Source organism: Micromonospora zhanjiangensis, assembly GCF_042650605.1.
GTDB lineage: Bacteria > Actinomycetota > Actinomycetes > Mycobacteriales > Micromonosporaceae > Micromonospora_J > Micromonospora_J zhanjiangensis.
On the sequence record NZ_JBHSBN010000004.1, the window covers coordinates 154,113 to 175,223 of the forward strand.

The 21,111-nt window shown below is 73.6% G+C and carries 21 protein-coding genes and 1 pseudogene; 11 read left to right on the forward strand and 11 right to left on the reverse strand.

Features of this window, described 5'->3' with window-relative positions; genetic code table 11:
- Positions 1-8 precede the first annotated feature (8 nt).
- From ACFOX0_RS08425 to ACFOX0_RS08435, 3 genes are all read left to right on the forward strand, one after another.
- Positions 9-1,256, forward strand: coding sequence for an IS4 family transposase (locus tag ACFOX0_RS08425; RefSeq protein ID WP_377543300.1), 1,248 nt, complete (start codon positions 9-11; stop codon positions 1,254-1,256).
- A gap of 198 nt (positions 1,257-1,454) precedes the next feature.
- On the forward strand, positions 1,455-2,171 hold the full coding sequence (locus tag ACFOX0_RS08430) for a zinc ribbon domain-containing protein (protein ID WP_377543301.1): 717 nt from the start codon (positions 1,455-1,457) through the stop codon (positions 2,169-2,171).
- Between the two features lie 532 nt (positions 2,172-2,703).
- A complete protein-coding gene (locus ACFOX0_RS08435; RefSeq protein ID WP_377543302.1) occupies positions 2,704-2,865 on the forward strand; it encodes a hypothetical protein in 162 nt (53 codons plus the stop codon).
- Positions 2,866-3,072: 207 nt separating this feature from the next.
- Here the strand turns inward: ACFOX0_RS08435 and ACFOX0_RS08440 are convergent, their stop codons facing one another.
- Together ACFOX0_RS08440 and ACFOX0_RS08445 are read right to left on the reverse strand one after the other, a co-directional pair.
- Positions 3,073-3,672, reverse strand: a complete 600-nt coding sequence (locus tag ACFOX0_RS08440) for a general stress protein (protein ID WP_377543303.1) — start codon at positions 3,670-3,672, stop codon at positions 3,073-3,075.
- Positions 3,673-3,750: 78 nt separating this feature from the next.
- Entirely contained in the window at positions 3,751-3,954 is a 204-nt protein-coding gene (locus ACFOX0_RS08445; protein WP_377543598.1) for a hypothetical protein, read from the reverse strand.
- On the opposite strand from ACFOX0_RS08445, the pseudogene ACFOX0_RS08450 reads away from it, so the two are divergent.
- Together ACFOX0_RS08450 and ACFOX0_RS08455 are read left to right on the forward strand one after the other, a co-directional pair.
- A pseudogene (locus ACFOX0_RS08450) lies at positions 3,883-4,288 on the forward strand (metallophosphoesterase family protein). The gene ACFOX0_RS08445 and the pseudogene ACFOX0_RS08450 overlap by 72 nt on opposite strands.
- A 162-nt stretch (positions 4,289-4,450) precedes the next feature.
- Positions 4,451-5,404, forward strand: a complete 954-nt coding sequence (locus ACFOX0_RS08455) for an NAD(P)/FAD-dependent oxidoreductase (protein ID WP_377543564.1) — start codon at positions 4,451-4,453, stop codon at positions 5,402-5,404.
- A gap of 219 nt (positions 5,405-5,623) precedes the next feature.
- Here the strand turns inward: ACFOX0_RS08455 and ACFOX0_RS08460 are convergent, their stop codons facing one another.
- The 7 genes from ACFOX0_RS08460 to ACFOX0_RS08490 form a co-directional block, all read right to left on the reverse strand.
- The gene (locus tag ACFOX0_RS08460) at positions 5,624-6,919 is read right to left on the reverse strand and encodes a cation:proton antiporter (RefSeq protein WP_377543304.1); all 1,296 of its coding nucleotides are present in this window, start codon (positions 6,917-6,919) and stop codon (positions 5,624-5,626) included.
- Positions 6,920-7,076: 157 nt separating this feature from the next.
- A complete protein-coding gene (locus tag ACFOX0_RS08465) occupies positions 7,077-7,757 on the reverse strand; it encodes an HAD family hydrolase (RefSeq protein ID WP_377543305.1) in 681 nt (226 codons plus the stop codon).
- 9 nt (positions 7,758-7,766) lie between these two features.
- Positions 7,767-9,914 (reverse strand): ATP-binding SpoIIE family protein phosphatase, encoded by a 2,148-nt coding sequence (locus ACFOX0_RS08470; RefSeq protein WP_377543306.1) that lies wholly within the window; start codon positions 9,912-9,914, stop codon positions 7,767-7,769.
- A 66-nt stretch (positions 9,915-9,980) separates the two neighbouring features.
- The gene (locus ACFOX0_RS08475; RefSeq protein ID WP_377543307.1) at positions 9,981-10,190 is read right to left on the reverse strand and encodes a hypothetical protein; all 210 of its coding nucleotides are present in this window, start codon (positions 10,188-10,190) and stop codon (positions 9,981-9,983) included.
- A 142-nt stretch (positions 10,191-10,332) separates the two neighbouring features.
- Positions 10,333-10,611 carry a hypothetical protein gene (locus tag ACFOX0_RS08480; protein WP_377543308.1) on the reverse strand — a complete coding sequence of 93 codons (279 nt, stop codon included), beginning with the start codon at positions 10,609-10,611 and terminating at the stop codon, positions 10,333-10,335.
- Between the two features lie 131 nt (positions 10,612-10,742).
- Positions 10,743-11,204 carry an SRPBCC family protein gene (locus tag ACFOX0_RS08485; protein WP_377543309.1) on the reverse strand — a complete coding sequence of 154 codons (462 nt, stop codon included), beginning with the start codon at positions 11,202-11,204 and terminating at the stop codon, positions 10,743-10,745.
- 61 nt (positions 11,205-11,265) lie between these two features.
- Positions 11,266-11,676, reverse strand: coding sequence for a DUF2795 domain-containing protein (locus tag ACFOX0_RS08490; protein ID WP_377543311.1), 411 nt, complete (start codon positions 11,674-11,676; stop codon positions 11,266-11,268).
- Positions 11,677-11,917: 241 nt separating this feature from the next.
- Between ACFOX0_RS08490 and ACFOX0_RS08495 the strand changes: the two genes are divergently transcribed.
- Positions 11,918-12,322, forward strand: a complete 405-nt coding sequence (locus ACFOX0_RS08495) for a ChaB family protein (protein ID WP_377543312.1) — start codon at positions 11,918-11,920, stop codon at positions 12,320-12,322.
- 64 nt (positions 12,323-12,386) lie between these two features.
- Here ACFOX0_RS08495 and ACFOX0_RS08500 read toward each other — a convergent pair whose 3' ends face one another.
- On the reverse strand, positions 12,387-13,826 hold the full coding sequence (locus tag ACFOX0_RS08500; protein WP_377543566.1) for an aldehyde dehydrogenase family protein: 1,440 nt from the start codon (positions 13,824-13,826) through the stop codon (positions 12,387-12,389).
- Between the two features lie 69 nt (positions 13,827-13,895).
- On the opposite strand from ACFOX0_RS08500, the gene ACFOX0_RS08505 reads away from it, so the two are divergent.
- On the forward strand, positions 13,896-15,479 hold the full coding sequence (locus ACFOX0_RS08505; protein ID WP_377543313.1) for a phytoene desaturase family protein: 1,584 nt from the start codon (positions 13,896-13,898) through the stop codon (positions 15,477-15,479).
- An 18-nt stretch (positions 15,480-15,497) separates the two neighbouring features.
- Here the strand turns inward: ACFOX0_RS08505 and ACFOX0_RS08510 are convergent, their stop codons facing one another.
- Positions 15,498-16,292, reverse strand: a complete 795-nt coding sequence (locus ACFOX0_RS08510; protein ID WP_377543314.1) for a polyprenol monophosphomannose synthase — start codon at positions 16,290-16,292, stop codon at positions 15,498-15,500.
- Between the two features lie 272 nt (positions 16,293-16,564).
- Between ACFOX0_RS08510 and ACFOX0_RS08515 the strand changes: the two genes are divergently transcribed.
- Genes ACFOX0_RS08515 through ACFOX0_RS08530 form a run of 4 tightly spaced genes read left to right on the forward strand, consistent with a single transcriptional unit; the run spans position 16,565 to position 21,097 of the window.
- Complete coding sequence (locus tag ACFOX0_RS08515; protein WP_377543569.1) at positions 16,565-18,208, forward strand: HAD-IIIA family hydrolase; 1,644 nt, start codon at positions 16,565-16,567, stop codon at positions 18,206-18,208.
- Positions 18,205-19,179, forward strand: a complete 975-nt coding sequence (locus ACFOX0_RS08520) for a glycosyltransferase (RefSeq protein WP_377543315.1) — start codon at positions 18,205-18,207, stop codon at positions 19,177-19,179. The genes ACFOX0_RS08515 and ACFOX0_RS08520 overlap by 4 nt, the downstream gene beginning before the upstream one ends.
- A complete protein-coding gene (locus ACFOX0_RS08525; RefSeq protein ID WP_377543316.1) occupies positions 19,164-20,384 on the forward strand; it encodes a glycosyltransferase in 1,221 nt (406 codons plus the stop codon). The genes ACFOX0_RS08520 and ACFOX0_RS08525 overlap by 16 nt, the downstream gene beginning before the upstream one ends.
- Positions 20,384-21,097 (forward strand): D-sedoheptulose-7-phosphate isomerase, encoded by a 714-nt coding sequence (locus tag ACFOX0_RS08530; protein WP_377543318.1) that lies wholly within the window; start codon positions 20,384-20,386, stop codon positions 21,095-21,097. Before ACFOX0_RS08525 ends, ACFOX0_RS08530 begins: the two co-directional genes overlap by 1 nt.
- Positions 21,098-21,111 lie beyond the last annotated feature (14 nt).

Here is a 21,111-nt window from a genome sequence, read left to right on the forward strand (position 1 = left end):
GCCGTGGCGTGACGTTGTCTGGGGTGGAGTCGCTGCGGCCGCAGGGCCGGTTGACCGATCACATCGGGCTCGGGGTGTTGTCGGCCCGGTTCAACCGGGATCTGCTGGAAGAGGTACTCAACCGCAGCGGGCGGCGTGAGAAGCGGGTTCGGCGGCTGCCGGCGCACGTGATGATCCGTTACGTGATCGCGATGGGGCTGTTCTGCGCCGAGTCCTTGGACGAGGTGATGCGTCGGCTGGTGGGTAACCTGCGCAGACTTGGTTCCTGGGACGATGACTGGCAGGTCCCGACGGCGTCGGCGATCACCCAGGCACGTCAGCGGCTGGGCGCCGAGCCGGTGAAGATGTTGTTCGACAGGGCGTGCGTGCCCTTGGCTGGACCGGGCACGAAGGGCGCCTGGCTGGCCCGGCGCCGGCTGATGGCGATCGACGCGACCAGTGTCGACGTGGCCGACACCCCGGCCAACGTGGAACGCTTCGGCCGGATGGGGTCGGGGCCGAAGGCGTCGGCGTACCCGAAACTGCACGTCGCGGCGTTGGCCGAGTGCGGTAGCCATGCGATCGTCGGGGCAGTGCTCGGCTCGTGCCGCACCGGGGAACGTACCCTGGTCAAGGGTCTGGCCGGGCGGGTCGGGCCGGGCATGCTGGTCCTGGCTGATGCAGGCCTGTACTCCTTCGACCTGTTCAACTCCTTCGCCGCCACCGGCGCGGACCTGGCCTGGCGGATCGGGGCCTCCGTGTCGGTCGGGCATCTGCGGTGGCTCGCGGACGGCTCCTACCAGGCGCTGATCTTCAAGGCGGGGTTGTCCGCGCAACGCCGGGCTCGGCTGGTCGAGCAGGCCCGGACCGGCCAGGAGATCCCTACCGATCTCGCCCGCCTCGTCAGGGTGGTCGAGTACACCGTCCCGGACCGCAACCCCGACGGCGAACTCATCGTGGTGGTCACCACCCTCACCGACCACCACGAGGTCCCCGCGATGGAACTGGCGGGTGCCTACCAGCAGCGCTGGGAAGAAGAGTCCGCTCTGGACGAGATCAAGACGGACCTGCGCGGCCGCGGCGAAGTCCTCCGATCGAAGGTCCCCGAGCTGGTCGAACAGCAGATGTGGGGACTGCTGCTGGCCCACTACGCCATCCGCGCACTGCTGCTGGAAGCCGCCGACCCGGCCGGCTACGACCCCGACCGCATGTCGTTCGTCAAAGGCCTACGCGTCGTGCGCCGCCAGGTCACCGACCAGGCGGCCATTACCCCCTGAGCACCTTTCGACCGCCCTCGACGACGCGCTCACCGAGATCCGCCACCAGCCGAACCCGCCCCGACGCGATCGCAGCTGCCCCCGCGTCATCAAACGCGCCCGCCACAACTCCTACCGCGTCAAACGCCCCACCGACCGGACCACCCGTCACGACGGGCCCGCCATACCCAGGCTGGCCTGCCCAGACCTCTTAACTTAATGGCATTGCTTCTTGATGTCGCCTTCTGTGCCCTGTGCGGATTCCCGATGTATCGGCGGTTCACTCGCGTCAAAGGTAAGGACGACTACCGATGGTCCTACCTCTACTACGGTTGTGGGGGTCGCTGGTCTAGGCGGAATTCTGATTGTGAGGCAAAATCGGCTGTCCGCGGTGACAAACTGCACGCCGTTGTTGAACGGTTGCTGTTGGCGGAGATTGGGCCGCTTGAGATCATGCGAACCGTCAAGGTCGCTGGTGTATCGCACCGGGCCGAAATCGTGGAGCTTGAAGCCGCCCTAGAGGACTTGCTGGCCCGTAGTGCGGGCAAGGGTGAAGCCGTGGCGCGTGTGTACGCGAAACGGATTGAAGCTGTAGAGGACAAGTTGGCCACGCTTTCCGCTATTCCTGAGCAGGAACCGTCTGTCCGTCAGGAATGGACGGGGGAGAAGTACGCGGAACGTTGGGCCGCCGCCAATGAGGATGAGCGGCGCCAGTTGCTTAAGGCTTCCGGCATTCGGGTTGAGGTTGTGGCCCACAAGGGCGGGCCGATGCGCCTCGGACTGTTCGAGCGGCCGGAGCGGTACGACGCTGCCGTTGCGCTCACCGTGGAAGACGGGATGCAGGTTGCCATGTACCTGCCGCGGGACCTGGCCGAGCGTGCCACCGGCCAGCCGTCCCGCGTCACTCACAAGCAGAGGTCCCTCATAGCGCCGTGACAGCCCTTTAGCGGCCCCGGATTAACCCCCGCGGACACCTACCGGGTGCCCCGCAGTTTTTCGTGCCCCTGAGAGCCCTACGGGCGGCCGTTTCTCCGGTGAGAGTGTTGAGCCGTGGGACGATGTGTGTCCAGCCGGCCCCGAGGTGAGCCACGGGAAGCCGGACCGTTTACCGGGAGGCACGCTCCGGTGTTGCCTCTCTAGGTCGTCCACAAAGGGCGAACAACCAGTTTGCTTGAGTCCGTGACCAGCACAAACGGAATCGTTACCTCAGCGTTATTTCTAGAGGTTGTTTGCAGGTAGTTAAGGGGAGGTGGAGGCGGAAAACCTCGCGGCACGCCATTGCCAAACCGTTACCACAATTCAACCTACAGGCGCACCCGGTTGAAGGTGGGAAGCTAGGGGGAAGCGCCGGTTTAAGGCGCACCCAGTGAGCGGGCCCCAATGAGGGCCCGCTCTCTGCCTCCAAGCCAACTGTGTAAACGGGCGTGGCTACCGCCATGCCCAACCAAGGACGAAAGGAAGGTAACCGATGTTCGGGCTACTGACGTTCGGAACGACGATCGGGCTTGCCCTCGGGCTGATTATCGGCCTGCTGGCCGGAATCATGATGATGCTGCACGCAACCAAGCCTGCACGCGAATACGTGCGCTACAAGAATGCCTGCCGCCGGACGGTAGACCGTGAAGGCTGAGCCGTTCCCCAAAGACTACCGGCGCTGCCCGGCGTGCCGTGAAGTGCTTCACGCCTACCTGTACGGCTACCGGAACCGAAAGACAGGGCTACGGGATTTCTCCCTTCGCCGGGGCGGACGCGTGTCGGCCGTCCGAGCGGGTGGGACGCTCGGACGGCCGACGGGACCCGCCACCCGGCCGGTCGGCCGGGCGGTGACCGGGCCGGGTCAGTGCGCGGACTGCGTGGACCGGTCCATCGGCTGCCAGTTCAGCCGGGCCAGCATCTGCCGGGCCTGCTCGGCGAAGTCGGCGTCGGCGCTCACCACGTACTCGCCGGCCTGCAGCGAGCTCGCCGAGCTGAAGTCCCGCCGTCCGCCGGTCATGGCGTGCGCGATGGCGCCGAAGATGGCACCCCAGATGGCGCCGATGACCAGCGCGATCACGATGATGGCCAGCCAGTTGCCGGCGGTGAAGATGCCGAACAGCAGTCCGATGAACAGACCGAACCAGGCGCCCGTCCCGGCGCCGGCCAGTGCCGCCCGGCCGGTGGTCATCCGGCCCAGTACGGTCTCCACCAGCCGCAGGTTGGTGCCGACGATGGCGGTGTGCTCCACCGGGAACCGGTTGTCGGCCAGGTGGTCCACGGCCCGTTGGGCGGACACGTAGTCCGGGTACGTGGCGATGTTGATCATGGGTCGGCTCATGCCCGGCCCGCCGTCACCGTGGGTGGCCGGCACTCCGCTCGGCCCGGAAGGGACATTGCTTCCACCGGTCATGCCCGGAATGCCGGGCCGCCAGCCGGTAGTCGGGTTTGTCCGTGTGACCATGATCTGCCTCCTTCGTCAGCCTCTCGGTTTCCCGACCCCGCCGAGCGGTAACCCACGGCCGCGGACCGATACGACCGGTCAACCGCGCAGGAAGGCGACGATCTCGGCATTTTCCGGCAGGAACGACTCGATCGACAGTTCGGCGACCGTGATGTCCACCGGCGCGGCCAGAATGGCGGGATGCGACTGGTCATCACCGCCGACACGCACGTGCCGGCCCGGGCCCGGGACCTGCCGGCGCCGCTGTGGGCGGCGGTCGACCGGGCGGACGTCGTCGTGCACGCCGGCGACTGGGTGCGACCGGAACTGCTCGACGCGCTGGAGTCGAGGGCCCGCCGGCTGATCGGCGTGTACGGCAACAACGACGGCCCGGAACTGCGCGACCGGTTGCCCGAGGTCGCTCACGCGGACCTCGACGGGCTGCGGATGGATCCCCTGGGACACCGTGTCACCGTCCGGGCAACGACTGCTCAACCCCGGGTCGCCGACCGACCGGCGACGCCAGCCGTACGCCACGTACCTGACCGCGGTCGTCGCCGGCGGCCGGCTGACCCGGGTACGGCTGCACCGGCTGCCGCCCCGGGTCGGCCGGACCGGTCCGCCCGCGGACCGCTGACCCACGTCCGGCCGGCGCTCACCGTCCCCGGCCGGTCCGCTCGAACAGGTGTACCCCTACCCGGTGGGCGGGCCGGTCATGCGTGCGGACGACCCGGCGTGGCGACCGCTCCGCCGGGCGCGCCCGCGTCGGTAGCATCCGTGGGTGAGCCGAGCAGCCGGGGTGGTGGTGGTCGGGGCGGGCATCGCCGGGTTGACCTGCGCCCGGGAACTCGCCGCCGCCGGGATCCCGGTCCAGGTCCGGGAACGGGCGTACGTTCCGGGCGGCCGGATGGCCAGCAAGCGGTTCGACGGCCGACCGGCCGACATCGGCGCGGCGTACCTCACCGTCAGCGACCCGGACTTCGCCGAGCAGGTGGACCGCTGGCGGGCGGCGGGACTGGCCCGCGAATGGACGGACACCTTCGTGGCGTACGGTCCGGCCGGCCGGGACGAGGTGACCGGCCCGATGCGGTGGGCGGCGCCGCGCGGGCTGCGGTCCCTGGTGACGGACCTGGCCGACGGCCTGCCGGTGGTCACCAGCCGGTTGGTCTTCGCGGTCGAACCGGGCCCGCTGGTGGACGGTGAGCCGGTGGCGGCGGTGGCGCTGGCGATGCCCGGACCGCAGGCGGCGTGGCTGCTGGACCCGGCGCTGACCGAGGCGACGGCGGCGGCGCAGGCGCAGGTGTGGCTGCCGGCCCTGACCGGCGTGTTCCGCTTCCCGCGCCGTGGCTGGGCCGACTTCGCCGGCGCGTTCGTCAACGAGCACCCGGTACTCACCCTGGTCTGCGACGACGGCGCCCGCCGGGGCGACGGCGAACCGGTGCTGGTCGCGCACACGACGGCGGAGTTCGCCGGCCGGCACCTGGCCCAGCCGACGGCCGCCGCGGGTGAGATCGAGGCGGCCGTACGGGATCTGCTCGCCCTGTCCGACCCGGCGATCGGCACGCATGTGCACCGGTGGACCTATGCCCGGCCCCGGCCGGCTTCGACCGGTCCGTCCGGCGGTTACCACCTCGACGCCGCCGGCATCGGGCTGGCCGGTGACGCGTTCGGCAAGCCGCGGGTGCAGACCGCCTGGTCGTCGGGGCGGGCCCTGGGCCGGGCGCTGGCCGAGCGACTCTCCGGTGGACGGTGAGTGGCCGCCCGTGGTCGGGTTCGCGATCGTGCCGGGTCGACGGCTGGCCCCGGGCGCGTACTGTACGGGGGCGCGAGGTGCTGCGGGATGGGCTGCGGTGGCGCGGTTGGTCGACCCATGAACGGCAACGGGTCGCTGACCCACGAGGCGGTCGGTCCACCACCGTCCGGCTGCACGTCCGCCGCTGAATCCCGGGCCCCGACGACCGGTTGCGGCCCGTCAGCCGGCGACCGCGGCCCGGTCGTCCCGGTCGCCCTCCGCCGCGCCGGGTTCCGTCTCCCGCTGACCCGACCGGTCCAGCAACTGCATCACCGGGGTGGCCGCGACGCCGTGCAGCACCACCGAGACGATCACCACCAGCCCGACCGTCGCCCAGAGCAGATCGGCCTGCGGGAAGTCGGCGTGCGTGGTGGCGTACGCGAGGTAGAAGAACGAACCGATGCCGCGGATGCCGAACAGGGCGATCACCCAGTGCTCGGCCGGGCGGCCCGGGGCGCCGCGCAGCGCCAGCCAGCCGGCCAACGGCCGGATCACGAAGACCAGGGCCAGTCCCACCACGGCGGCGGGCCAGGTGAGCGGGGCCAGCAGACCACCGACCACCGCGCCACCGAACAGCAGCAGCAACAGGACGGTCAGCAGCCGCTCGGTCTGCTCGGCGAAGTCGTGCAGCACCTGATGGAACTCGTGGGACCGTTCCGCCGACCGGATCGCCCGGGCGGCGACGAAGACGGCCAGGAAGCCGTACCCGTGGATCATCTCGACCAGGCCGTAGGCCAGGAAGGTCGCGGCGATGGCGAGGAAGCCCTCGGCGTGCCGGGACAGCCGGAGCGCCTGGGTCGGGGCCCGGAAGAACAACTTGCCGAGCAGCCAGCCGATCAGCAGCCCGCCGGCGACGCCGGCCGCCAGCCGGTACGCCACGTCCAGGGTCAGCCAGTGCGCCAGCCAGCCGGACGGGGCCAGCCCGGCGGCGGCGATCGCGATGGCCGCGTACACGAAGGGGAACGCCAGCCCGTCGTTGAGCCCGGCCTCGGAGGTGAGGGCGAAGCGCACCTCGTCCTCCGAGTCCTCCACGTCGGTGGGCTCGCCGACCTGGACGTCGGCGGCGAGCACCGGGTCGGTGGGCGCCAGGGCGGCGCCGAGCAGCAGGGCCGCCGCGGGCACCAGCCCGGCCCACCACCAGCCCAGCACCGCCACCGCCGCGATGCACAGCGGCATCGCGACGGCCAGCATCCGCCAGGTCGACGACCAGCGGCGCCGACCGAACGGGCGGTCGATCTTCAGGCCGGCACCCATCAGCGCGACGATCACGCCGATCTCGGTGAGATGGGTGGCGATCGTCGAATACCGCAGCGGGTCCGGCACCGGCAACCCGGTGGGCAGCAGGAAGACCAGCATGCCCAAGCCCAGGAAGGCGATCGGCATGGACAACGGGCGGTGCTCCAGCACCCGGGGCAGCACCCCGGCCAGGAGCGCCCCGACACCGACCAGACCGAACGCCACGGCTACCGGATCCACGCGGCCACCTGTCCCTCTCCGACAACGCCCATATCGACGGTGGCCGTACCCTTAACCGCGCCGCGCGGATTCCACACCTGGATCCGGACGGTGGCCCTGTGACGCTTGTCCCGCCGGCCCGCGCCGGACCGCCCCGCGGACCGGCCCGCGGGGCGGATCAGTCCAGCTTGGCCAGCGGGGACTCGGCGAAGTTGGCCAGCAGGTCGGCGGGATCGTCGAAGACGGCGACCGCGCCGGCGCCGGCCAGTTCGCTGCGGCTGGTGCCGCCGCAGGTGAGGCCGACGCAGCCGATACCGAGCTTGCCGGCGGCGAGCACGTCCCACACCGAGTCGCCGACGAAGATCGTCCGCTCGGCGTCCAGGCCGGCCCGCTCGACGGCGGCGGCCACGATGTCGGGGGCCGGCTTGCTCTCCCGCGCGTCCGCCGAGGAGGCGATCTCGGAGATCACGTCGTCGGCCCGCAGCGCCGCGCGCAGCGCGGCGACCTCGTGCTCGGCGGCGGAGGTGGCCAGCACCACCCGCAACCCCCGGGCGGCGCAGGCGCGCAGCAGGTCGGCCGCGCCGGGCAGCGGGCGCAACCGTTCCCAGTACGCCGCGTACAGGCTGTCGTGTCCGTCGCGCAGCTTCTGGTCGCCGTCCCGGTCGCGGTCCGGGCCGAGCAGATCGTCCAGCAGCTTGTCGGAGCCCATCCCGATGGCGCGGTGGATGCGGGCCATCGGCACGTCGTGATCGGCCTGGCGGAACGCCTCCCACCAACTGACCGTGTGCAGATAGGTCGAATCGATCAAGGTGCCGTCGATGTCGAAGAGCACCCCGGCGGGTCGGTTGTCGTCGTCCATGCCGGCCTCCTACCCGTAACCACGGCCGGCGACGCCCGGTCCGTCCCGGGGAATCAGCAACTCGAACCAGACGGTCGAGCCGCGCACGGTCGGGTCGGTGCCCCACGCGTCGCTCAACTGTTCGATCAACCCCAGCCCCCGGCCCCGGCTGCTCAGCGCGTCGGTGCGGGCCCGGGTCACCCGTCCCCGGGTGCCGCTGTCCGCCACCGACACCAGCAGTCGTTCCGGACTCAGGTCGATCTCCACCCGGGCCGCCGTCCCGGCGTGCAACAGGGCGTTGGTGGTGAGTTCGCTGGTGCACAGCACCGCCGACCCGATCACCTGCTCCGGCACACCCCAGGCGGCGAGCTGGTCGGACATCCAGTGCCGCACCCGCCCCGGCGCGGTCGGCTCGGCGGGCACCTCGATCGAGGCGGACCGGCTCGGTGCCAGCGCGTACTCGACCGCCAGCACGGCCACATCGTCGTCGGTGGCGCCGGTCACCGCCCCGGTGGCCAGCGCGCACAGGGTACGCGGATCGCCGCTGACCGCCCCCGCGACGGCACGGGCCAGGTCGTCGAAGCCGGCGGAGAGTCCCTGGTGCCGTCGCTCGACCACCCCGTCGCTGTAGAACAGCAGGGTGTCACCGGGCAGCAGGGTGACCGTGCTGCCCGTCCGCCGACCGCCGAGGCCCAACGGAGCCTCGGGGACGACGTCGACGTACCGGGCGGTGGTCGGCCCGGTGGCCGGGCTGCGACGCAGCAGCGGGGCGGGATGGCCGGCACTGGCCAGCGTCATCCGGCCGCTGTCCGGTTCGATCACCCCGTAGGCCACCGTCACGAAGAGTTCGTCGCTGCGCGCCTCGGCGCCCAGGCTGGTCACCAGCCGGTCCGCGCCGCGCAGCACCGCGGCCGGGTCCGGATCGGTCAGCGCCAGCGCGCGCAGCGCCGCGCGTACCTGCCCCATGATCGCCGCGGCCTGTACGTCGTGGCCGGCCACGTCGCCGAGCACCACGGCGAGCGACCCGCCCGGCAGGGTGAACGCGTCGTAGAAGTCGCCGCCCGCGGCGTTGCCGTCCACCCCGGCGTCGTAGCGCGCGGCCAGCCGCATCCGGGGCAGGTCCGGCAGGTGTTCCGGCAGCATGCTGCGTTGCAGCAGTTGTGAGGTGCCGTGCTGGTTCTCGAACCGGCGGGCCCGCTCGGCGGCCTGGGCGACCAGCTCGGCGGCGGCGGTCAGCAGGGCGCGTTCGGCCGGCGGCCAGGGGTGCGGCTCCCGGTAACCGACGGTGAGCGCGCCGCGCAGCGACGGCGTACGCAGCGGCAGCGCGGCCAGCGCCCGGATCCGCTGGTCGTGCCGGTCGAGCGCGATGGCCGCCAACGGTTGCCCGTCGTGCTCGTACGTGGGGGCGCCGGTGGTGGCGGCGACCGCCAGCGGCGCGGGGGAGTGGGCCGGCTGCCGCCGCCACAGCGGCGGTAACCGTTCGTCGGCCTCGTCGAGCAGCTCGCCGCGGACCCGCCGGACGACCCGCCAGCCGGGACCGTCGTCCACCCCGAACGCCACGTGGTCGGCGTCGAACGACAGCAGGGCGTACCGCAGCGCCACCCGGGCCACGTCGTTGAGGGCGAGCGTGCCGGACAGTGCCGCGGTCAGCTCGCTGAGACTCTCCAGCCGCCGGGTCACCTGGGAGGTCTCGACCGCCACCGTCAGCACGCCGACGATGCCGCCGGTGGCGTCCCGGACGGCGGAGTAGGCACGGGCGTAGACCGTTTGGTCGACCGGGCCGTCCGGCCCGCGCTGCAGCGGCAGCGCGCTCTCCTTCTCCTGGAACGGCTCACCCGTCCGACGCACCCGCTCGATCATGTCGCCGACGCCGGGCAGGTGCCAGAGGTCCGCGAACACGGTGGCGGTCGGCTGGCCGAACGCGGCCGGGTGCCGGTCACCGATCAGGGTGGCGAACGCGTCGTTGTAGACCAGGGCGAGGTCCGGTCCGTAGCCGAGGGCCATCGGGACCGGCGAGGCGAGCACCGTGTCGACCACGGCGCACAACGCGGGATCCCACGTCTCCCGCGGTCCGAGCGGGGTCTGCGCCCACGGGTGCCGGACCGCCGGCGGTGCCGCCGGGGCAGGCCCGCCGGACGGCGGCGTGGGGCTGGGGGCCCGCCCGACCGTGCCTGGCATGTCAGCAGCGTAACCGGCCCGGACCAGGAGCGTGATGATCACCCCGGCCGGTCGGCCGCCGGGGTGTCAGTCGGTGTCGGCGCGGGCCGGACGACGCCGCATCGCGTCGTCGGCCAGGATCACCGTGGCGACCATCAGCGCCACGCAGACGCTGAACAACCACGAGTCGTCTGCCACCAGCAGAGCGGACGCGGGAGCCTGCAGCGCGGCCAGGACGAAGCCGAGCCATGCCCAGCGTCGTTGGCGCACGGAAAGGAAACCGGGTGCCTGGTGCATTCGGCAAGTCTGCCCCGGGAAATCCGGATCGCCGTCAGCCGTTCGGACGAGTCTGGGTGGTCTGTCCGGTGCGGCGGGACGTCGCCGCACCCCGCGTTTCGGGACCGGTTCGGCCCCGGCGAGGGCCGTCACCTCGGCGGACTCAGTGCGGACCGGTACGCCCGGTGGTGGAGGGGCGGAACGACCGGTCGGCGTCGGTGGCGTCCCGGTGCCGACCGTCCCCGGCGCCCGGTTCGTCCGACGCGGTCCGACTCGCGTCGGTGGCCTCCGGTCCGTGCCCGAACGCGGCCTCCTCGCCGGCGTCGTTCCCGGTCATGTCGTCGAGCTGGCCGTCCTGGGCCGGTGCGCCCATCGCCCGCTCCAACTCGCTGAGCGGAAGCCGGTCCTCGTCCCGCCAGTTCCTGCCGTCGTTCTGCGTCATGCCCTCGGCGGTACCCCGGTGACCCCGGGCCAAACAACACGGGCGTGGCCCCGGGCCCGGACCACGAACGGCGCGGCCGCCGGGGAGCACAGGTCCCCGGCGGCCACGCCGTGTCGTTCGTCGGATACCGGTCAGGGCTGCGGGCGGCTCACCTCACCCCGCCAGGCACCGGTCTCGGTGCCCCGGCGTTCGATGAACTGCTTGAACCGTTCCAGGTCGCCCTTGACCCGCTTGTCGACGATGCCGAGCTTGTCGCCGGCCTGCTCGACCGCGCCATGCGGTTCGATCTCCATCTGCAGGGTGACCCGGGTGGAGTTCTCGTCCAGCCGGTGGAAAGTCACCACGCCGGCCTGGCGGGTGCCCTCGGTCGAACTCCAGGCCACCCGCTCGTCCGGCAGCTGCTCGGTGATCCGGGCGTCGAACTCCCGGGTCACCCCGGCGATCGCCACCCGCCAGTGGGTCATCGTGTCGGAGATCTGTCGAACCTCCTCGACCCCGGACATGAACTGCGGGAACTCCTCGAACTGGGTCCACTGGTCGTACGCGGTCCGGACCGGCACCGCCACGTCGACGGACTCGATTACTCCACTCATCCTCTTCCGCACCCTTTCCTGCTGGTCGAACTGGCCAGGACGACGCGCGACTACGCGACGCTCACCAGCGTTGGGTCTCGTTGGCGTGGCCGAGCGCGGCCCACACCTCGGACACGGTCTGGAACTCGGTGTCCGCCGGCAGCCGGTCCAACTCGCCGAGGACCGCCTCCGGCGCCTCGTTCTGCTCCGCGTTGCGGCGCAGCGCGTCCCGGTCGCCCGGCAGCGCCGACAGGCTGATGTACCGGCCCAACCGGCTGCGCTGCTCCACCTCCGCCGGGGTCATCCCCTGCGGTACGCCGGAGCGGGTGCTCTCCGTCGGCGCGGTCGTCGCGCTCGGTTGGTCCTCGCCGGCCGGCTCGGGGTCCCGCCACTCCTCGGCGCGGGAACCGGCGGTGCCGTGCACGGTCCCTTCGACCTCGCGGCTCATCTGCTCGTCCACCCGCGGTCCGTGTTTGCTGTTGCCCCGTTCCATGTCTCCTGCGCTACCCGGGGGTCCCCGCGCTAAACACCACCGGGGCGGGCACCGGGGTCCGGAGTGGTCGGGCGGACCGGCGCCGCCGGGTTCGGTCGGCGGTCACCGGCTCCGGCGCCGCGGACCGGCCGGCGGGTGCGGCCGTTTACGCCGGTGGCGGGCGGGGAACGCGCGGCGGAGAGCGTCTACGGGGCGGACATCCGGTACGCCCGGGGCGCCACCGAGGATGCGGAGGACGATCATGCCCGGACGCGAGGTAATGCCCAGCACGATCCGACGTTCGCCCCGGAAGGCCCAGGACACCTGGGCGAAGACGCACGACGCGGCCGTCGAGACGTACGGGGAGGGGGAACGGTCGCACCGGACGGCCTACGCCTCCCTGAAGAACTCCTTCGAGAAGGTGGGCGACCACTGGGAGCCCAAGGGCCGCAAGGGGCCGAGCGACGCCCAGGCCGCCGGTGGTGGGCCCGCCCGGCGGGCACCCACGGCTCAGGGCGTGGACGCCAACGCGCCCAAGGAGCACCTGATGACGGTGGCCCGCAAGCTCGACGTGCCGGGCCGGTCCCGGATGACCAAGGCCGAACTGGTCACGGCGATCCAGAAGGCCAACAACAACCGGACCCGCGCCGCCCGCGGCGGCCGCTGAGCCGCCCGCTCCGGCCCGCCGGGTCGATCGGCCGTGGTGACCGCCCGACGGGCGGTCACCACCGTCACCAGGACCGGTCCGGCCCGCCCGGCGCGTTGATGTGCACCACCTTGGTGACGGTCATCTCGTCGAGCAGTTCCGGACCGTACCCGAAGCCGTGGCCGCTGCCGCGGCGCGGATGCGCGGCACCGCCGGGTGCGCCGCCGAACACCGCGTTGACCTTGACCGTACCGACCGGGAGTTCCCGCCAGGCGCGCTGCGCGTTGGCCATCGAGCCGGTCAGTACGGTGCCGGCCAGGCCGTACGGCGAGGTGGCCGCCCGGGACAGCGCCTCGTCGAAGGACTCGACCACCATCACCGGCGCCACCGGGCCGAACGTCTCCTCACGCATCACCGCCATCGCATCGACGCAGTTGGTCAGCACGGTGGCCGGGTAGAACGCGCCCGGCCCGGGCGGCACCACGCCACCGGTGAGCGCCGTCGCGCCGTCGGCCGTCGCGGCCCGGACCTGACCGTCGACGTGGTCGCGCTGGCGCCGGTCGACCAGCGGGCCGAGTTCGGTCAGCGGGTCACGGCCCGGGCCCGGCCGCATCGCGTCCGCGCGTTCGACCAGCGCGGTGAGGAACCGGGACGCCACGGCCCGGTGCACGTAGATCCGTTCCACCGCCACGCAGAGCTGCCCGGCGTTGGCGAACGCCCCGAGCGCGGCCTGTTCGGCCGCCCAGACCGGGTCCACGTCGGCGTCCACGATCAGCGGGTCGCTGCCGCCGTTCTCCAGCAGCGCCTTCGCCGAGGTCGGTACGCACGCCGCGGCGATCTTGCGGCCGGTGGTCGTGGACCCCACGTGGGCGACCAGGTCGACGTCCTGCGCGGCCAGGCCGGCACCCACCTCGCCGTCGCCGGTGAGCAGCGACAGCACGCCCGGCGGGAGGTGCTCGTCGAGCAGCCGGGCCAGCAGGAAACCGCAGGCGGGCGTGCGCTCGCTCGGTTTGTGCACGACCACGTTGCCGGTGACCAGGGCGGCGCCGAGCAGCCCGCAGGAGACCGCCACCGGGTCGTTCCACGGGGTGATCACGGCGACCACGCCGCGCGGCTGCACCGCCATCAGGTCGATCGCGTCCGGCTCGCCGGACAACGCCCGGCCGCGGTGCACGGTGCCCAGTTCGGCGTACTGGCGCAGGGTGGAGACGCCCGCCTCGACGCCGCCCCGCGCGGCGCCGATCGGCCGGCCCATCTCGGCGGTCTGCGCGGTGGCCAGCTCGTCGGCGGCGGTCTCGACGGCGTCCGCGGCGCGCCGCAACGCCTCGGCCCGCTGGGCGACCGGCGCCGCGGCCCACTGCGGCGCGGCCTGCCGGGCCGCCTTCACCGCGGCGGCGATCTCCGCCCCGGTGGCGACCGGGGCCCGGCTGACCGGCGTATCGTCGGCCGGGTCGACGACCGTCAGGTGGCCGTTCGCGCCGCCGGCACCCCAGGAGCTGGCGATGAGTTGCTGCACCTCCCACATGTCCGGTTGCATGCCCCGGTCCGACCGGAACAAACGCCTACCGGGCACTCGGCGGACGGCCGGCGGCCGATGACCGACGCGATCGTGGTCGGCGCCGGCCACAACGGCCTGGTCGCCGCCAACCTGCTCGCCGACGCGGGCTGGGACGTGCTGGTGCTGGAGGCGGTCGGTACGCCCGGCGGGGCGGTCCGGTCGGCCGAGGTGACCGCGCCCGGCTATCTCAGCGACCTCTACAGCTCGTTCTACCCGCTCGGGTACGCCTCCCCGGTGCTGCGCCGGCTCCGGTTGGACGACCACGGCCTGACCTGGCGGCACGCGCCCGACGTGCTGGCCCATCTGCTGCCGGACGACCGGGCCGTGCTGCTCAACCGCGACCCGACGGTCACCGCGGCCTCGGTGGAGCGGTTCGCCCCCGGCGACGGTGACCGCTGGCTCGCCGCGTACGACGACTGGCGGCGGGTCTCCGGTCCGCTGCTGGCGGCGCTGTTCTCCCCCTTCCCGCCGGTCCGCGGCGCCGTCGACCTGCTGCGCCGGCTCGGGGCCGGTGGCGCGTTACGGCTGGCCCGGACCCTGGCCCTGCCGGTCGACCGGCTCGCCGCGGAACTGTTCGCCGGTGAGGGGGCGGCCCTGCTGCTGGCCGGCTGCGCCCTGCACACCGACCTGGCCCCGGGGGACGTCGGCTCGGGCGTGTACGGCTGGCTGCTGGCCATGCTCGGCCAGCAGGTCGGCTGGCCGGTGCCGGCCGGTGGCGCCGGCCGGATCACCGACGCGCTGCTGGCCCGGCTGCGGGACCGGGGCGGCCGGGTACGCACCGGCACCCCGGTGGAGCGGGTGCTCGTCGCCCGGGGGCGGGCGATGGGCGTACGGACCGCGGCCGGCGAGGCGCTGCGGGCCCGGCGGGCGGTGCTCGCCGACGTGCCGGCGCCGGCGCTGTACCTGGACCTGGTGGGCGCCGCCCGGCTGCCGTCCCGGCTGGTCGACGACCTGACCCGGTTCCGCTGGGACGGCTCGACCGTGAAGGTCGACTGGGCGTTGGCCGGGCCGGTGCCGTGGCGCAATCCGGGGCTGCGCGGCGCCGGCACCGTACACCTGGGCGGTGACCTCGCCGGGCTGCGTGCCGGCGCGGCGACGCTGGCCGCCGGCGGGCTGTCGGACGATCCGTTCCTGCTGGTCGGGCAGCTCGCGGTGGCCGACCCGGCCCGGGCGCCGGCCGGGGCCGAGTCGCTCTGGGCCTACAGCCACCTGCCGTTCCGCCGGCACTGGTCGACCGAGGACGTGGCGGCCCAGGTGGCCCGGATGGAGGCGGCGCTGGAACGGCACGCCCCCGGCTTCGGCCGGCTGGTCCGCGGCCGGCACGTCGCCGGCCCGGCGGACCTGGAACGGGGCGATCCGAGCCTGGTCGGTGGCGCCGTCGGCGGCGGTACGTCCGCGGCCTACCAGCAACTGTTCTTCCGACCCGTGCCCGGCCTGGGCCGCGCGGACACCCCGATCGACCGGCTCTTCCTGGCCGGCGCCTCGGCCCATCCGGGCGGCGGGGTGCACGGCGGTCCGGGCGCCAACGCCGCCCGGGCCGCCCTGGCCCGGGACCGCGCGGTGACCGGCCGGTGGTACGGCGCCACGGTGGGCGCCGCCAACCGGGCGATCTACCGCTGAGCGCAGTCCGGTCCCGGGCTACCGCTGAGCGGCGTCGGATCCCGCGCCGCGGGTGAGGTTGCGGTGCCGGCTGCGCAGCTTGAACGGCATCAGGGCGCTCTCCACCTTGGTGGCGGTGGTCATCTTGGACGCGCCGTCGCGGCGTTCCTCGAACTTGATCGGCACCTCGATGATGGTGTGCCCCAACTTGGTGGCCAGGTAGTGCATCTCCACCTGGAAGCTGTAGCCGTTGGACTGCACCCGGTCCAGGCCGATGTCCCGCAGCGCGTCGGCCTGCCAGATCTTGAAACCGGCGGTCAGGTCGCGGATGCGGACCCGGAGCAGGGTGTGCACGTACAGGTTGGCCCAGCCGCTCAGCGCGCGCCGGTAGAGCGGCCAGGCCTCGTCCAGTTCGCCGCCGGGCACGTAGCGCGAGCCGATGACCACGCCGGCCTGGGTGGACAGCAGGGCGCCGAGCATGCCGGGCACCGCCTCCGGCGGGTGGGACAGGTCGGCGTCCATCTGGCCCACGTAGTCGGCGCCGGCGTCCAGCGCCCGGCTGATCCCGTCGACGTACGCCCGGCCCAGTCCTTCCTTGCCGGGCCGGTGCACGACCGTGATCCGGTCCGGGTTCTCGATGGCCAGCTTGTCGGCGACCTCGCCGGTGCCGTCCGGCGAGTTGTCGTCCGCGATCAGGATGCTCAGCCTGGGCAGCGGCAGCGCGAGGAGTCGCTTCACCAGCACAGGCAGGTTGCCCGCCTCGTTGTAGGTGGGTACGACGACGGTCAGGCGTGCGTCGCGCCACGGGGAGGGCAGCTGCACGGGTTCGATCATCACGGACATCCTCGTTCGGCCGACAGCGGTCAGTGGAGAGGGTAGCCAGCGCGATGACCGTCCGCAGCGGCTCCCCCCGCGGGAGGGCCCGGAGCGGCTCGACGGGCCGGCCGGTGGACCCTGGATCCGGCCCCCGACCGGCGCGGACACACGGTTACCGGCCGGTCACCTACCGCTGTTCCGCCGGGTTTACTCCTGCTGCCCCTGGGAACCCGCCGCCCGTGCGAAATGACCGGGTCGCGGCGGACGGCGCCGGCTCGGGCGTCGACGGCATCCCTGCCGCCGGTGCCCGAGCCGGCCTGTTCGACGCCGTGCTGTTCGACCGGGACGGCACGCTCGTGCACGACGTGCCGTACAACGGTGACCCGGACCGGGTGCGGGTGGTCGACGGGGCGCGCGCGGCGCTGGACCGGGTGCGCGCCGCCGGGTTGCGGGTGGGTGTGGTCAGCAACCAGTCCGGCCTGGCCCGCGGCCTGTTCGACGCCGACGACCTGGCCCGGGTCAACGCCCGGATCGCCGAGCTGCTCGGCCCGTTCGACACCTGGCGGATCTGCCCGCACGCCGAGCCGCCGGTCGACGCGCCGGGCTGCGGCTGCCGCAAGCCCGCGCCGGGACTGGTCCACGCCGCGGCCCGGGACCTGGGCACGGCGGCCGGCCGCTGCGTCGTCGTGGGGGACATCGGCGCCGACATGACCGCCGCCACGGCGGCCGGCGCGACCGGGATCATGGTGCCCACCCCGGCGACCCGGCCCGAGGAGGTGGCCGCCGCGCCCGCCGTGGTCGGTGACCTGGCCGGCGCGGTGGACCTGATCCTGCGTCGGCAGCGGTCGATGCTGACCGCCCCGGTGGCCGGCACCCGGCGCCGACCCCGGTGTGTGCTGGTGGCCCGGCCGGACTCGGCCGGCGACGTGCTGGTCACCGGGCCGGCGATCCGGGCGGTCGCGGCCGGGGCCGACCGGGTGGTGCTGCTGTGCGGGCCGCGCGGCCGCGCCGCCGCCGAACTGCTGCCCGGGGTCGACGAACTGGTCGAATGGCCGCTGCCCTGGATCGACCCGCGTCCCGAACCGGTGGACCGGGCCGCGGTGGACCGGCTGGTCGACCGGCTGGCCCGGGTCGGCGCCGACGAGGCGGTGCTGTTCACCTCGTTCCACCAGTCGGCCCTGCCGCTGGCCCTGGTGCTGCGGATGGCCGGGGTCGACCGGATCTCGGCGATCAGCGACGACTACCCGGGATCGCTGCTGGACCTGCGGCACCGGGTGTCGCTCGGCATCCCCGAGGTCGAGCGGGCGTTGTCGCTGGCCGCGGTGGCCGGCTTCGCGCTACCCGCCGACGACGAGCCGGTGCTGCGGCTGCGACCGGACTGCCTGGGGCCGCCACCGGACGCGGCGGCGTCCGCCGAGCCGGGCTACGTCGTGGTCCACCCCGGCGCGTCGGTGGACGCCCGGGCCTGCCCGCCGGAGCTGTGCGCCCGGATCGTCGAGCGGCTGGCGGCGGCCGGTCGCCGGGTGATGGTGACCGGCGGCCCGGGTGAGGACGAGTTGAGCGCCCGGGTGGCCGGCCGGGCCGGGACCGATCTCGGCGGGCAGACGTCGCTGACCGGGCTGGCCGCCATCATCGCCCGGGCCGGCTGCCTGGTGGTCGGCAACACCGGTCCGGCGCACCTGGCCGCCGCGGTGGGCACCCCGGTGGTCAGCCTGTTCGCCCCGACCGTCCCGTTCGGCCAGTGGGGGCCGTACCGGGTGCCGACCGTACGGTTGGGCCGGGCGGATGCCGGCTGCCGGCACACCCGGGCGACCAGTTGCCCGATTCCGGGCCACCCGTGCCTGTCGGAGATCGAACCGGGCAGCGTGCTGGCCGCCGTCCGGCTGCTGGACCGCGAACCCGCCCTGGCCGCGGCCCGCCGGGGCGGCCCGTGAACATCCTCCTCTGGCACGTGCACGGCTCCTGGACCACGGCGTTCGTGCACGGCAAACACCGCTACCTGGTCCCGGTCACTCCCGACCGCGGACCGTACGGGCTGGGACTGGCCCGCACCTATCCGTGGCCCGCCACCGTCGAGGAGGTGCCCCCGCAGGCGCTTGCCGCGCAGGACGTCGACCTGGTGATCCTGCAGCGGCCCGAGGAGTACGACCTGGCCGCCGAGTGGCTGGGTCGGCGGATCGGCCGGGACCTGCCGGCGATCTACGTCGAGCACAACACCCCCAAGGGGGACGTGCCGAACACCCGGCACGAGTTCGCCGACCGGGATGACCTGCTGATCGCGCACGTCACCCACTTCAACGCGCTGTTCTGGGACACCGGCGGCACCCGGACGGCCGTGATCGAGCACGGCGTCGTCCCGCCGACGGTCCGGTACACCGGCGAACTCGACCGGCTCGGCGTGGTGGTCAACGAGCCGGTACGCCGCTGGCGGGTGACCGGGACCGACCTGCTGCCCGGCTTCGCGGCCGTCGCGCCGCTCGACGTCTACGGCATGCGGGTGGCCGGCCTGGCCGAGCGGCTGCTGCTGCCCGCGGGCCGGCTCACCTCGTACCAGGACCTGCCGCAGGGACGGATGCATGCGGAGCTGGCCCGCCGCCGGGCGTACCTGCACCTGTGCCGCTGGACGTCGCTCGGGCTGAGCCTGATCGAGGCCATGGCGATGGGGATGCCGGTCGTGGTGCTGGCCGCCACCGAGGCGGTGGCCGCGGTGCCGCCCGACGCCGGGATCCTCTCCACCCGGGTCGAGACCCTCCGCGACGCCGCCCGCTGGCTGGTCGACGACCCGGCCGCCGCCCGGCGGATCGGCGACCGGGCCCGCGAGACCGCCCTCACCCGCTACGGCCTGGACCGCTTCCTCGCCGACTGGGACCGGTTGCTGGAGGAGGAGCTGTGCGCATCGCGTTGATCTCGGAACACGCCAGCCCGCTCGCCGTGCTCGGGGGAGAGGACGCCGGTGGACAGAACACGCACGTGGCGGAACTCGCCGCCGCGCTGGCCGGGGCCGGACACGACGTACGGGTCTACACCCGCCGGGACGACACCGACCTACCGGTGACGGTACGGATGCTGGACGGCGTCGCCGTGGTGCACGTGCCGGCCGGGCCGCCCGAGGTCATCGCCAAGGACGACCTGCTGCCGCACATGAAGCCGTTCAGCCGGTGGTTGGTGGACCGGTGGCGGCGGGACGACTGGGCGCCGGACGTGGTGCACGCGCACTTCTGGATGAGTGGCTTGGCCGGCATCACCGCCGCGCGGCGGCTCGGGGTGCCGGTGCTGCTGACGTACCACGCGCTGGGGACGGTGAAGCGCCGGCACCAGGGCGCGTCGGACACCAGCCCGGGCCGGCGGATCGGCTACGAGCGGGCGCTCGGCCGGGCGGTCGACCGGGTGATCGCGCAGAGCCAGGACGAACTGCGGGAACTGATCCGGATGGGGGTACCGGCCGACCGGATGACGATCGTGCCGTCCGGCGTCAACGTCGCCTCGTTCGCGCCGACCGGACCGGCGCAGGAGCGACCGGACGGGCGTCCCCGGGTGCTCACCGTCGGCCGGTTGGTGGAACGCAAGGGCTTCCAGGACCTGATCCGGGCGATGCCGGCGGTCCCCGACGCGGAGTGCGTGGTGGTGGGCGGCCCGCCCGGCGCGGAGCTGCTGGACGACCCGCAGGCCCGGCGGTTGCTGGCGGTGGCGCGGGAGTGCGGGGTGGCCGACCGGGTCCGGCTCGCCGGGGCGGTGCCCCGGCAGGAGATGGCCCGCTGGTACCGCTCGGCGGACGTGCTGGTCGCCGCCCCCTGGTACGAACCGTTCGGGCTCACCCCGCTGGAGGCGATGGCCTGCGGCGTCCCGGTGATCGGGACGGCGGTGGGCGGCCTGACCGACACCATCGTCGACGGGGTGACCGGCGACCTGGTGCCGCCCCGGGACCCGGCGGCACTCGGCGCGGCGCTGCACGCGCTGCTGGCCGACCCGGCCCGCCGGGCCGGCTACGCGACCGCCGCCCTGGAGCGGGTCCGCGGGCACTACTCCTGGCAACGGGCCGCCGCCCAACTCGGCGAGGTCTACGAGGCGGTCGTCAGCCAGGTGCGGCAGACCAGCCAGGTGGTGGCCTGATGTCCGACTCGGTGGCGCTGCTGGACACCCACCTCGCCGGCCTGGCGGCGGCCCTGCTGCCGTACCGGGAGGCGGCGGCCCGGCTCGGTCAGTGGGGCGGCGAACTCGCCTGGCGGCTGGCCCACGGCGGGCGGTTGCTGATCGCCGGCAACGGCGGCAGCGCCGCCGAGGCGCAGCACCTGGCCGCCGAGCTGGTGGGCAAGCTGCGCGGTGACCGGGTCCCGCTGTCCGCGATCGCGCTGACCGCGGACAGCTCGGCGGTCAGCGCGATCGGCAACGACTTCGGCTTCGAGGAGGTCTTCGCCCGGCAGGTCCGGGCGCACGGCCGGGCGGACGACATCCTGCTGCTGCTGTCCACCAGCGGGCGCAGCGCCAACCTGATCGGCGCGGCCCGCGCCGCCACGGAACTCTCGCTCCGGTGCTGGGCGTTCACCGGGCCGGCGCCCAACCCGCTCGCCGAGGTGTGCACCGACGTGCTCGCGGTGCCGTCGCCGGACCCGCAGGTGGTGCAGGAACTGCATCTGGTCTCGGCGCACGTGCTGTGCGAGTACGTCGAGGCGGCGCTGCCGACCGTGCTCGGCGCCGGGGCGTACGGCCCGTCGACGGCCGGTGTGCCGGCCCGCTCGTATCCGACCCCGTCGGTGCAGGTCCCCCAGGTGCCGGCGCCGCCCGCCGGGGTCGGTGCCGGCGACGACCCCGGGGGTACGCCGTGACGCCGGGCCCGATC

Excerpts from the sequence above, each read along its gene's own strand:
- ACFOX0_RS08485 (WP_377543309.1), bottom strand. The coding sequence starts at position 11,204 with ATGAGTGGAGTAATCGAGTCCGTCGACGTGGCGGTGCCGGTCCGGACC.
- ACFOX0_RS08480 (WP_377543308.1), bottom strand. The coding sequence starts at position 10,611 with ATGACGCAGAACGACGGCAGGAACTGGCGGGACGAGGACCGGCTTCCG.
- ACFOX0_RS08430 (WP_377543301.1), top strand. The coding sequence starts at position 1,455 with ATGGCATTGCTTCTTGATGTCGCCTTCTGTGCCCTGTGCGGATTCCCG.
- ACFOX0_RS08490 (WP_377543311.1), bottom strand. The coding sequence starts at position 11,676 with ATGGAACGGGGCAACAGCAAACACGGACCGCGGGTGGACGAGCAGATG.
- ACFOX0_RS08505 (WP_377543313.1), top strand. The coding sequence starts at position 13,896 with ATGACCGACGCGATCGTGGTCGGCGCCGGCCACAACGGCCTGGTCGCC.
- ACFOX0_RS08440 (WP_377543303.1), bottom strand. The coding sequence starts at position 3,672 with ATGGTCACACGGACAAACCCGACTACCGGCTGGCGGCCCGGCATTCCG.
- ACFOX0_RS08465 (WP_377543305.1), bottom strand. The coding sequence starts at position 7,757 with ATGGACGACGACAACCGACCCGCCGGGGTGCTCTTCGACATCGACGGC.
- ACFOX0_RS08470 (WP_377543306.1), bottom strand. The coding sequence starts at position 9,914 with ATGCCAGGCACGGTCGGGCGGGCCCCCAGCCCCACGCCGCCGTCCGGC.
- ACFOX0_RS08435 (WP_377543302.1), top strand. The coding sequence starts at position 2,704 with ATGTTCGGGCTACTGACGTTCGGAACGACGATCGGGCTTGCCCTCGGG.
- ACFOX0_RS08530 (WP_377543318.1), top strand. The coding sequence starts at position 20,384 with ATGTCCGACTCGGTGGCGCTGCTGGACACCCACCTCGCCGGCCTGGCG.
- ACFOX0_RS08510 (WP_377543314.1), bottom strand. The coding sequence starts at position 16,292 with ATGATCGAACCCGTGCAGCTGCCCTCCCCGTGGCGCGACGCACGCCTG.
- ACFOX0_RS08475 (WP_377543307.1), bottom strand. The coding sequence starts at position 10,190 with ATGCACCAGGCACCCGGTTTCCTTTCCGTGCGCCAACGACGCTGGGCA.
- ACFOX0_RS08495 (WP_377543312.1), top strand. The coding sequence starts at position 11,918 with ATGCCCGGACGCGAGGTAATGCCCAGCACGATCCGACGTTCGCCCCGG.
- ACFOX0_RS08500 (WP_377543566.1), bottom strand. The coding sequence starts at position 13,826 with ATGTGGGAGGTGCAGCAACTCATCGCCAGCTCCTGGGGTGCCGGCGGC.